At 54.5% G+C, this 8,884-nt stretch carries 19 protein-coding genes; 1 reads left to right on the forward strand and 18 read right to left on the reverse strand.

Going from position 1 to position 8,884, the window contains the following annotated elements; all coding sequences use genetic code 11:
- Positions 1 to 14 precede the first annotated feature (14 nt).
- From rpsH to IE089_RS14735, 17 genes are all read right to left on the reverse strand, one after another.
- Entirely contained in the window at positions 15 to 410 is a 396-nt protein-coding gene (gene rpsH / locus IE089_RS14655) for a 30S ribosomal protein S8 (RefSeq protein ID WP_189478583.1), read from the reverse strand.
- A gap of 16 nt (positions 411 to 426) precedes the next feature.
- A complete protein-coding gene (gene rpsN / locus IE089_RS14660; protein WP_189478584.1) occupies positions 427 to 732 on the reverse strand; it encodes a 30S ribosomal protein S14 in 306 nt (101 codons plus the stop codon).
- 12 nt (positions 733 to 744) lie between these two features.
- Positions 745 to 1,284: a 50S ribosomal protein L5 gene (gene rplE / locus IE089_RS14665; RefSeq protein WP_189478585.1), complete on the reverse strand. Its 540-nt coding sequence runs from the start codon at positions 1,282 to 1,284 to the stop codon at positions 745 to 747.
- A 32-nt stretch (positions 1,285 to 1,316) separates the two neighbouring features.
- A complete protein-coding gene (rplX, locus tag IE089_RS14670; protein WP_189478586.1) occupies positions 1,317 to 1,628 on the reverse strand; it encodes a 50S ribosomal protein L24 in 312 nt (103 codons plus the stop codon).
- 27 nt (positions 1,629 to 1,655) lie between these two features.
- Positions 1,656 to 2,024: a 50S ribosomal protein L14 gene (rplN, locus tag IE089_RS14675; protein ID WP_189478587.1), complete on the reverse strand. Its 369-nt coding sequence runs from the start codon at positions 2,022 to 2,024 to the stop codon at positions 1,656 to 1,658.
- 39 nt (positions 2,025 to 2,063) lie between these two features.
- On the reverse strand, positions 2,064 to 2,330 hold the full coding sequence (gene rpsQ / locus IE089_RS14680; protein WP_189478588.1) for a 30S ribosomal protein S17: 267 nt from the start codon (positions 2,328 to 2,330) through the stop codon (positions 2,064 to 2,066).
- Positions 2,331 to 2,332: 2 nt separating this feature from the next.
- Positions 2,333 to 2,524, reverse strand: coding sequence for a 50S ribosomal protein L29 (gene rpmC / locus IE089_RS14685; protein WP_189478589.1), 192 nt, complete (start codon positions 2,522 to 2,524; stop codon positions 2,333 to 2,335).
- Positions 2,524 to 2,937, reverse strand: coding sequence for a 50S ribosomal protein L16 (rplP, locus tag IE089_RS14690; protein WP_189478590.1), 414 nt, complete (start codon positions 2,935 to 2,937; stop codon positions 2,524 to 2,526). Before rplP ends, rpmC begins: the two co-directional genes overlap by 1 nt.
- A gap of 11 nt (positions 2,938 to 2,948) precedes the next feature.
- Complete coding sequence (gene rpsC / locus IE089_RS14695; RefSeq protein WP_189478591.1) at positions 2,949 to 3,620, reverse strand: 30S ribosomal protein S3; 672 nt, start codon at positions 3,618 to 3,620, stop codon at positions 2,949 to 2,951.
- 18 nt (positions 3,621 to 3,638) lie between these two features.
- Positions 3,639 to 3,977 (reverse strand): 50S ribosomal protein L22, encoded by a 339-nt coding sequence (gene rplV / locus IE089_RS14700; protein WP_189478592.1) that lies wholly within the window; start codon positions 3,975 to 3,977, stop codon positions 3,639 to 3,641.
- Positions 3,978 to 3,997: 20 nt separating this feature from the next.
- Positions 3,998 to 4,273 carry a 30S ribosomal protein S19 gene (gene rpsS, locus IE089_RS14705; protein WP_189478593.1) on the reverse strand — a complete coding sequence of 92 codons (276 nt, stop codon included), beginning with the start codon at positions 4,271 to 4,273 and terminating at the stop codon, positions 3,998 to 4,000.
- 39 nt (positions 4,274 to 4,312) lie between these two features.
- Complete coding sequence (gene rplB / locus IE089_RS14710; RefSeq protein WP_189478594.1) at positions 4,313 to 5,140, reverse strand: 50S ribosomal protein L2; 828 nt, start codon at positions 5,138 to 5,140, stop codon at positions 4,313 to 4,315.
- A 13-nt stretch (positions 5,141 to 5,153) separates the two neighbouring features.
- Complete coding sequence (rplW, locus tag IE089_RS14715; RefSeq protein WP_189478595.1) at positions 5,154 to 5,450, reverse strand: 50S ribosomal protein L23; 297 nt, start codon at positions 5,448 to 5,450, stop codon at positions 5,154 to 5,156.
- Complete coding sequence (gene rplD, locus IE089_RS14720; protein ID WP_189478596.1) at positions 5,447 to 6,064, reverse strand: 50S ribosomal protein L4; 618 nt, start codon at positions 6,062 to 6,064, stop codon at positions 5,447 to 5,449. The genes rplW and rplD overlap by 4 nt, the downstream gene beginning before the upstream one ends.
- A gap of 15 nt (positions 6,065 to 6,079) precedes the next feature.
- Positions 6,080 to 6,715, reverse strand: a complete 636-nt coding sequence (rplC, locus tag IE089_RS14725; RefSeq protein WP_189478597.1) for a 50S ribosomal protein L3 — start codon at positions 6,713 to 6,715, stop codon at positions 6,080 to 6,082.
- Positions 6,716 to 6,838: 123 nt separating this feature from the next.
- Positions 6,839 to 7,150 carry a 30S ribosomal protein S10 gene (rpsJ, locus tag IE089_RS14730; RefSeq protein WP_189478598.1) on the reverse strand — a complete coding sequence of 104 codons (312 nt, stop codon included), beginning with the start codon at positions 7,148 to 7,150 and terminating at the stop codon, positions 6,839 to 6,841.
- A gap of 253 nt (positions 7,151 to 7,403) precedes the next feature.
- On the reverse strand, positions 7,404 to 7,640 hold the full coding sequence (locus IE089_RS14735; RefSeq protein WP_189478599.1) for an HP1242/YdcH family protein: 237 nt from the start codon (positions 7,638 to 7,640) through the stop codon (positions 7,404 to 7,406).
- Between the two features lie 190 nt (positions 7,641 to 7,830).
- Between IE089_RS14735 and IE089_RS14740 the strand changes: the two genes are divergently transcribed.
- A complete protein-coding gene (locus IE089_RS14740) occupies positions 7,831 to 8,196 on the forward strand; it encodes an NINE protein (protein WP_189478623.1) in 366 nt (121 codons plus the stop codon).
- A 604-nt stretch (positions 8,197 to 8,800) separates the two neighbouring features.
- Here IE089_RS14740 and IE089_RS15865 read toward each other — a convergent pair.
- Positions 8,801 to 8,884, reverse strand: an 84-nt coding sequence (locus IE089_RS15865; RefSeq protein WP_080361393.1) for an EF-Tu C-terminal domain-related protein, incomplete at its 5' end; no start/stop codon positions are given.

Genomic DNA, 8,884 nt, shown 5'->3' on the forward strand with positions numbered 1-8,884 from the left:
TAATGCAGTAAATCTTAGAAAACCGTGCAGAGCACTTCACCGCCAACACCGGCCGCACGAGCGGCGCGATCGGTCATCACGCCGCGAGACGTGGACACAATGGCAATTCCAAGACCGCCGCGCACAGAGGGCAGTTCACCCTTGCCGGCGTAGTTACGAAGACCAGGACGGCTGATACGATCGATCTCGGCAATAACAGGCTTACCCTGGTAGTACTTAAGGTCGATGCTCAGACGCGGCTTGCTGCCCTCTTCCGAGGTGGAGAAGCCCGTGATATAACCTTCTTCCTTCAAAACATTCGCCACCGCAGCTTTCAGCTTGGAACCGGGCATTTCTACCTGGGCCTTGCCAGCCATTTGCGCGTTGCGAATGCGTGTCAGCATATCTGACAGAGGATCTTGCATACTCATAGTCTATTTCTCTCCGTTACCAGCTGGCTTTAACCAGACCTGGTACATCACCGCGCATAGCAGCTTCACGCAGCTTGTTACGGCACAGGCCAAACTTACGATATACGGCGTGTGGACGACCGGTTACCTGACAGCGACGCTGCTGACGCACCGGGCTGGCATCGCGAGGCAGTTTCTGCAAAGCGACCTGAGCATTCCACTTGTCGTCATCTGACGCGTTGGGATCCTTGAGGATTGCCTTCAGTTCTGCACGCTTGCCAGCAAACTTGGCCACCATGCGAGTACGCTTGTTCTCGCGCGCGATCATCGATTTCTTAGCCATCTATAAAGCCTCTTAACCTTTCAGCGGGAAGTTGAACGCACGCAACAGAGCGCGGCCTTCATCATCCGTACGAGCCGTGGTAGTGATAGTGATATCCAGGCCACGCAGGGCATCTACCTGGTCGTAATCAATTTCCGGGAAAATAATCTGTTCCGACACACCCATCGCGAAGTTACCGCGACCGTCAAACGACTTGGGGCTGATACCGCGGAAGTCACGAATACGCGGGATTGCGATAGTGATCAGACGCTCCAGGAATTCGTACATACGGTCTGAACGCAGAGTGACCTTACAGCCAATCGGCCAGTTATCGCGGATCTTGAATCCGGCGATAGACTTGCGCGCCTTGGTGACCACAGGCTTTTGGCCCGCAATCTTCTGCATGTCAGCGACGGCGTTCTCCAGAACCTTTTTGTCACCTACCGCTTCACCAACACCCATGTTCAGGGTGATCTTGGTGATGCGAGGAACTTCCATCACATTGTCCAGACCCAGCTCTTCTTTCAGCTGGGGAGCGAGCTCGCTCTTGTACTTGTCTTTCAAAGTTGCCATGTCGTTTACCTATTCGCTCGTCAGCACCAGGCTTAAGAGTCGATCGCCTCACCCGTGGATTTGAAAACGCGCACTTTCTTGCCGTCTTCTACCTTGTAGCCCACACGGTCTGCCTTATTGGTTGCAGCGTTGAAAATCGCCACATTGGAGACCTGAATCGGAGCTTCTTTTTCCACGATACCGCCAGCAACGCCCATCTGCGGATTCGGACGGGTGTGCTTCTTCATCATGTTCACGCCAGCGACTACCAGACGGTTGTCAGCCAACACTTTGCGAACCTTGCCGCGCTTACCCTTGTCCTTACCGGCCAAGATAACCACTTCGTCATCGCGCTTGATCTTCATTGCCTTTCCTCTTCCCTATTACCCGGCCTAGATAACTTCCGGCGCGAGGGAGATAATCTTCATAAATTTTTCACCGCGCAGCTCACGAGTTACGGGGCCAAAAATACGCGTTCCGATCGGTGCTTCCTGAGCGTTCAGGAGAACCGCAGCGTTGTCGTCAAACTTGATCAGTGAACCGTCTGCGCGGCGAACACCTTTCTTGGTGCGCACAACAACAGCGGTCATAACCTGACCCTTTTTAACCTTGCCCCGGGGAATCGCTTCCTTAACGGTCACCTTGATCAGGTCACCTACGCGGGCATAACGGCGCTTGGAACCGCCCAGCACCTTGATGCACATCACACGGCGCGCACCACTGTTGTCTGCGACTTCCAAATATGACTGTGTCTGAATCATCTTTTACTCCAAACTGCGACCGCAGCCGCTACTGTGCGCTTAAACCGCTGTGGCGGCTTCTACGATCTCTACCAACTGCCAGGTCTTGGTCTTGGACAGCGGACGAGACTCAGAAACCGTCACTGTGTCGCCGATGTTGCAGCTGTTCTGCTCATCGTGCGCGTGGATTTTCGATGAACGCGTGATGTACTTACCGTACACAGGGTGCTTAACCCTACGCTCAATCAGAACCGTGATGGTCTTGTCCATTTTGTTGCTTACAACCCTGCCGGTTGCCGTACGAGTACGCTGTTCTGCAGCTGTCATAATCAGTTACCTGCCTTTTGACCGAGCACAGTCTTAACACGAGCGATGTCGCGCTGGTTCTGACGGAGCAGATGGGTTTGACCCAGCTGACCAGTAGACTTCTGCATGCGCAGCTTGAACTGCTCCTCACGCAAAGTGAGCAGGTCCTTGTTCAGCTCGTCGACCGACTTGTCGCGAAGTTCGCTTGCTTTCATCACATCACCGACCGTTTAACGAATGTTGTGGAAACGGGAATCTTGGCCGCAGCCAGTTCGAATGCCTCACGAGCCAGCTCTTCCGACACACCCTGCACTTCGTACAGAACCTTGCCGGGCTGAACCTGGGCTACCCAGTATTCGACGTTACCCTTACCTTTACCCTGACGTACTTCCAGGGGCTTGCCGGTAATCGGCTTGTCCGGAAATACGCGGATCCAAATCTTTCCGCCACGCTTGATGTGACGAGTCATCGCACGACGAGCCGCCTCAATCTGGCGCGCAGTGACGCGACCGCGACCGGTCGCTTTAAGACCGTATTCGCCGAAGCTCACCTTGCTGCCGCGGTGGGCAAGTCCGCGATTACGACCCTTCTGGGTCTTGCGGAATTTTGTACGCTTTGGTTGAAGCATCTGCGTAACCCTTAATTAGTTGCTGTCTTCTTGGCGCTATCGGCCTGCTCTTCGCCGCCGATCACTTCGCCTTTGAAAATCCAAACCTTCACACCCAGGATTCCGTAGGTAGTTGAAGCTTCGTAAGTCGCGTAGTCGATATCAGCGCGCAGTGTGTGCAGAGGAACACGACCTTCGCGGTACCACTCTGTACGCGCAATCTCTGCGCCACCGAGGCGACCGCCAACCTGCACCTTGATGCCTTCGGCACCCTGACGCATGGCGTTTTGCACTACACGCTTCATAGCGCGGCGGAACATCACTCGACGCTCCAGCTGTTGTGCAACGTTTTGTGCGACCAGGCGAGCATCGAGATCCGGCTTGCGAATTTCTTCGATGTTGATGTGCACGGGCACACCCATCTTCTTGCTCAGGACCTTGCGCAGCTTGTCGACGTCTTCACCTTTCTTACCAATAACAACGCCGGGGCGTGCAGTGTGAATGGTGATGCGTGCAGTTTGCGCCGGACGCTCGATAACAACACGGCTCACTGATGCGTGATCCAGTGTCTTCTCGATGAATTCGCGAACTTCCAAATCAGTAATCAACTGCTTGGAGTAGTTCTTGCTATCGGCGTACCAGATCGAGTTGTGATCCTTGACGATACCCAGTCGGATGCCGGTGGGATGTACTTTCTGACCCATGTGGTCTTCTCCTAAACCTTAGCCTTCGCCGTCAGCGACTTTTACAGTGATATGACAGGAACGCTTAAGAATGCGATCGGCACGGCCCTTAGCACGGGGGCGCAGACGCTTCATGGTCATACCTTCATCTACAAAAATGCTGGATACCTTCAGCTCATCGACGTCGGCACCCTCATTGTTCTCAGCATTGGCAATCGCTGAGTTCAATACTTTCTTCACCAGGTGAGCAGCCTTCTTGGGGCTGAACTCCAGCAGGTCCAGCGCTTCTTCCACGGGCTTACCGCGGACCTGGTCTGCAACCAGACGCGCTTTCTGCGCGGAGATGCGAGCACCTTTCAGTCTTGCTGATACTTCCATTTCCAAATCCTCGCTCGCGCTTAGCGCTTGGCTTTCTTGTCCACAATGTGCCCTTTGAACGTGCGGGTAACCGCAAATTCGCCAAGCTTGTGGCCAACCATGTCTTCGTTGATCAAAACGGGCACGTGCTGGCGACCGTTGTGAACTGCAATAGTCAGACCCACCATATCGGGTGAAACCATTGAACGACGCGACCAGGTTTTGATCGGGCGACGATCATTCGCTTCGATCGCAGCTTCCACCTTCTTCATCAGGTGCAGATCGATAAAGGGGCCTTTCTTCAATGAACGCGGCACTATCTTTTCCTCTATATCTCTTGGTACTAGCGACCGTTATTACTTCTTACCGCGACGACGAACAATTAAGTTGTCGGTGCGCTTGTTCTTACGGGTCTTGTAGCCCTTGGTAGGTGTACCCCAGGGGCTCACCGGATGACGACCGCCCGAAGTTCGACCTTCACCACCACCGTGCGGGTGATCTACCGGGTTCATCGCGACACCACGAACTGTGGGGCGCACACCGCGCCAACGCGCAGCACCGGCCTTACCCAATTTGCGCAGGCTGTGCTCAGAATTAGATACCTCGCCCAATGTGGCGCGGCAATCTGAAAGCACTTTGCGCATTTCGCCAGAGCGCAGACGGATAGTTGCGTACTGACCTTCGCGTGCTACCAGCTGCACGGATGAACCCGCTGAGCGCGCCAGCTGGGCGCCCTTACCAGGCTTCAGCTCTACCGCGTGGACAACAGAGCCCACCGGAATGTTGCGCAGAGGCAAGCAGTTACCTGCCTTGATAGGCGCAGCAGACCCTGATTGCAGCACATCGCCCGCTTTTACACCCTTGGGCGCAATGATGTAGCGACGCTCACCGTCTTTGAACAGCAGCAACGCGATGTGCGCTGTGCGATTGGGGTCGTACTCTAGACGCTCTACAGTCGCAGGGATGCTGTCCTTGGTGCGCTTGAAATCAATAATGCGGTAATGCTGCTTGTGGCCACCACCAACATGACGTGTGGTGATACGACCATTGTTATTACGACCGCCATTGCGAGACTGCTTCTCCAGCAACGGCTTGTAGGGTGCACCCTTGTGCAGGTCTTCACCAACAACACGGACTACGTGACGACGACCGGGTGAAGTGGGCTTGCTCTTCATTACTGCCATTGGGAACTACTCCTTACTCAGCCGAGGCAAAGTCAATATCTTGACCCTGCTCCAGTCGTACATAGGCCTTCTTCCAGGTCGGCTTGGTGCTATAACCGAAACGGTTACGCTTTACCTTGCCCTTGACCTTGAGCGTGCGAACGTTGTCCACCTTGACCTTAAACAGCTGCTCAACTGACTTCTTGATCTCAGCCTTGGTAGCGTCTACCGCGACTTTAAATACATACTGATTGCTCTCGTCGGCAACAATGGCTGCCTTTTCCGAGACATGAGGGCCTACCAGTACCTGGAATACTCTTTCCTGGTTCATCCCAGCATCTCCTCAATCTTCTTAACCGCATCAACGGTCACCATGACTTTGTCATAGGCAATCAGGCTGACCGGATCCACTGCATCGACATCACGCACGTCTACCTTGTGCAGGTTGCGTGACGCCAGGTATAGGTTTTCACCTACCTCGTCGGAAACGATCAGCACGTTGTCTACACCGTACTCGCCCAGCTGCTTAACCAGCAGCTTGGTTTTGGGAGCTTCAACTTCCATGCTCTCAACCACCAGCAAGCGCTCCTGACGAGCCAGCTCTGACAAGATGGAGCACAGAGCTGCGCGATACATCTTGCGATTAACCTTCTTGGAGTGATCCTGCGGCTGTGCCGCAAAAGTCACACCACCGCTGCGCCAAATGGGCGAGCGAATGGTACCGGCACGCGCACGGCCTGTACCCTTCTGGCGCCAAGGCTTCTTACCACCACCACTGACCGCAGCGCGGTTCTTCTGGGCGCGAGTACCCTGGCGAGCACCTGCCATAAAGGCAGTAACAACCTGATGTACCAGGTCTTCGTTGTATTCACGGGCAAATGCCACGTCAGATACTGAAACAGTACCCGCAGACTCATTGCCCGGCTTGATTACACTCAATTCCACGTCAGAGACCCCCTATTAAGCCTTGACTGTGGGACGTACAACGACGTCACCACCGGGCGCACCGGGTACGGCACCCTTGATAAGCAGCAGGTTGCGCTCGGCATCGACACGCACCACTTCCAGACCCTGGGTAGTGACGTTCTCGGCGCCCATGTGACCAGCCATTTTCTTGCCCTTGAACACGCGTCCGGGGGTTTGGCACTGGCCAATTGAACCCGGGGCACGGTGAGCAAGCGAGTTACCGTGAGTGGCGTCCTGAGTCTTAAAGTTCCAGCGCTTAACAGCACCCTGGAAACCCTTACCCTTGGATTTGCCCGCAACGTCGACCTTCTGACCGGCTTCGAAACGCTCAACAGTCAGTTCAGCACCTACTTCAGGCGCCTCGTCTTCCGCTTCCAGGCGGAACTCCCACAAACCGTTGCCCGCTTCAACACCCGCCTTGGCGAAGTGTCCTGCTTCGGACTTACTCACTTTCGCGGCCTTGCGGTTACCCGCAGTGACCTGAATTGCACGATAGCCATCGCTATCGAGCTCTTTGATTTGAGTAACGCGGTTTGGAGAAACCTCCACTACGGTTACTGGAATTGAAACGCCATCTTCTGTAAAGACGCGCGTCATACCGGACTTCCGGCCGACTAAGCCAATAGTCATTTTGCTAACCTCCAGTGTACGGGGCTGAACCCTCTATGGCCTTCCGGTAATACTGCTACCGGGAGTTACACGCCCAACATGACAGACCACATCATGCCGGGCAGGTCTTGCTACGAGTTGTCGTTAACCAAGACTAATCTGTACTTCTACACCTGCTGCCAGGTCGAGTTTCATCAATGCGTCCACGGTTTTCTCTGTGGGCTCAACGATGTCTAACAGACGCTTGTGGGTACGAATTTCGTACTGGTCACGTGCGTCCTTGTTTACGTGCGGCGAAACCAGCACGGTGTACTTTTCCTTCCGAGTGGGAAGGGGGATAGGACCCTTAACCTGCGCACCGGTGCGGCGTGCAGTCTCTACAATCTCCTGAGTAGAAGAGTCGATGAGACGGTGGTCAAAAGCCTTTAGGCGAATCCGAATGCGTTGATTCTGCACCTGACCTAACTCCAATCAATAAAAAACCAGAGGCCCGCCATGGGACCCCCCGAAAAAGGAACGCGAATTCTAAAGATCGCTCCCTACCCTGTCAAGGCGGATTCAGGATTATTTTAGGGGGAATATCAGGCGTCGATTCGCGGGCCCAGAAGCCCTAAATCTACCGCCAAAAGGGCATGCCCACACTGACGCGCGTGAGCATAGAACTCTGGGCTTTCAGCCCTGGGAGTTATAATCAGATAGAATAATGCACCTAGGCGGCAAGCATCCTGTAGAGCTCATCCTTTAGGTGGACGCGACGCACCTTGGCTTCTTCCTCGGTCCTGGTGGACGCTGGAGTCACTTCCGCCTCCATGTTTTCCACTGAGTTCGTCAGCTCATGGTATTCATCGAAGAGCTTGCGAAATTGCGCATCACTGGTCTTAAGCTCGTGAATTTTGTCCTTGAGCTCTGGAAACTCATGCACTAGGTCGTGGTGTTCACCAAACATATGCCTTCCTTGTCTATCAAACGCGCAGAAGAGCGGTGGTGCTGTTTGCGACCGGCCTATCTCCACGAGTATAGATACAGATCCTTCCACCTTCACACCTTGACCACCTTTACTGCGCACAGGATTATGGACACTGATCGACACACTGGAAGCGACTATGGCGCGAGAAGACGATACCCACTCAATATTCATGGGCTACCTGCTCTGGATCTTCGGATTCATGGGCGCACACCGGTTCTATTACGGCCGTCAGATCTCGGGCACCATCTGGTTCTTCACCCTGGGCTTGTTCTTCATCGGCTGGATTATCGACCTGTTTCTCATACCCGGCATGTCACGCTCGGCCGATCGACGGTACGTCGCCGGACCCGTCGATTACAACCTTGCCTGGATCCTGCTGACGTTCCTTGGCATTTTCGGCGTGCACCGCTTCTACATGGGGAAAATTTTCACCGGCCTCATCTGGCTGTGCACCGGCGGCCTGTTCCTGCTCGGCTGGCTTTGGGATCTTTTGACCCTGAATGAACAATTGTCCGACGTTAATCGAGACTATTGACGCGCCAACGCCGGGTGAGGTGAGCACAGCTCATATAGCTGCGTAGCACACATTGCCTCACGGAACAGTCGCTGCGACTTCAACAGTACTCGCTGCTGCGCTACTCGACCATTTTTCGCTGCGCGAAGAATCGGGACTCGAACAGTGCTCGCCGACAGCTCCAGAGCTGGTTGCGTCGCAAATCGCGACTCGATCGTTCCGCTGAAGCAATCCGCTTACGCAACTGACTAGCCCCCTGAAAACTGCCCATCCGAAGTGAAGGTCACGCGTACTCAAATTCTCGGAACGTAATGCTCAGAACCTGCCTAGTGATGCCGAGAATTCAGCAGCTTGGACCGTCGCGAGGCAGGAGGCCGGGCGCGAGCCTACATGGATGTATTCACGGCGTGTCCGGGTGCCGAATCGCGGCATCAGACAGATTCCAAATCGGCGCGGCAAGCTGAGTTGTATATCGCAGGTCCTCGAGGATGTAACTATGGAGTGTCCGGGTATCGAATCGCGGCATGAGCCATGTGGACAAATCGTCCACTTCAGACAGGCACAAAAAACCCGGCACAAGGCCGGGTTCTCCGAAGCGTGCAAGATAAACCTGCATGCGTATCGATTACTCGATGATTTTAGCAACAACGCCCGCGCCTACAGTACGACCGCCTTCACGGATCGCAAAACGCAGACCTTCTTCCATCGC

Source organism: Parahalioglobus pacificus (assembly GCF_014652275.1).
Classification (GTDB): Bacteria; Pseudomonadota; Gammaproteobacteria; order Pseudomonadales; family Halieaceae; genus Parahalioglobus; species Parahalioglobus pacificus.

What these genes read in the sequence shown, in the direction of transcription:
- IE089_RS14735 (WP_189478599.1), bottom strand. Translation starts at nt 7,640, where the DNA reads ATGTTTGGTGAACACCACGACCTAGTGCATGAGTTTCCAGAGCTCAAG.
- rplX (WP_189478586.1), bottom strand. Translation starts at nt 1,628, where the DNA reads ATGAAGATCAAGCGCGATGACGAAGTGGTTATCTTGGCCGGTAAGGAC.
- rplC (WP_189478597.1), bottom strand. Translation starts at nt 6,715, where the DNA reads ATGACTATTGGCTTAGTCGGCCGGAAGTCCGGTATGACGCGCGTCTTT.
- rplW (WP_189478595.1), bottom strand. Translation starts at nt 5,450, where the DNA reads ATGAACCAGGAAAGAGTATTCCAGGTACTGGTAGGCCCTCATGTCTCG.
- rpsQ (WP_189478588.1), bottom strand. Translation starts at nt 2,330, where the DNA reads ATGACAGCTGCAGAACAGCGTACTCGTACGGCAACCGGCAGGGTTGTA.
- rpsN (WP_189478584.1), bottom strand. Translation starts at nt 732, where the DNA reads ATGGCTAAGAAATCGATGATCGCGCGCGAGAACAAGCGTACTCGCATG.
- rpmC (WP_189478589.1), bottom strand. Translation starts at nt 2,524, where the DNA reads ATGAAAGCAAGCGAACTTCGCGACAAGTCGGTCGACGAGCTGAACAAG.
- rplB (WP_189478594.1), bottom strand. Translation starts at nt 5,140, where the DNA reads ATGGCAGTAATGAAGAGCAAGCCCACTTCACCCGGTCGTCGTCACGTA.
- rplN (WP_189478587.1), bottom strand. Translation starts at nt 2,024, where the DNA reads ATGATTCAGACACAGTCATATTTGGAAGTCGCAGACAACAGTGGTGCG.
- rplE (WP_189478585.1), bottom strand. Translation starts at nt 1,284, where the DNA reads ATGGCAACTTTGAAAGACAAGTACAAGAGCGAGCTCGCTCCCCAGCTG.
- IE089_RS14740 (WP_189478623.1), top strand. Translation starts at nt 7,831, where the DNA reads ATGGGCTACCTGCTCTGGATCTTCGGATTCATGGGCGCACACCGGTTC.
- rplV (WP_189478592.1), bottom strand. Translation starts at nt 3,977, where the DNA reads ATGGAAGTATCAGCAAGACTGAAAGGTGCTCGCATCTCCGCGCAGAAA.
- rplP (WP_189478590.1), bottom strand. Translation starts at nt 2,937, where the DNA reads ATGCTTCAACCAAAGCGTACAAAATTCCGCAAGACCCAGAAGGGTCGT.
- rpsH (WP_189478583.1), bottom strand. Translation starts at nt 410, where the DNA reads ATGAGTATGCAAGATCCTCTGTCAGATATGCTGACACGCATTCGCAAC.
- rpsC (WP_189478591.1), bottom strand. Translation starts at nt 3,620, where the DNA reads ATGGGTCAGAAAGTACATCCCACCGGCATCCGACTGGGTATCGTCAAG.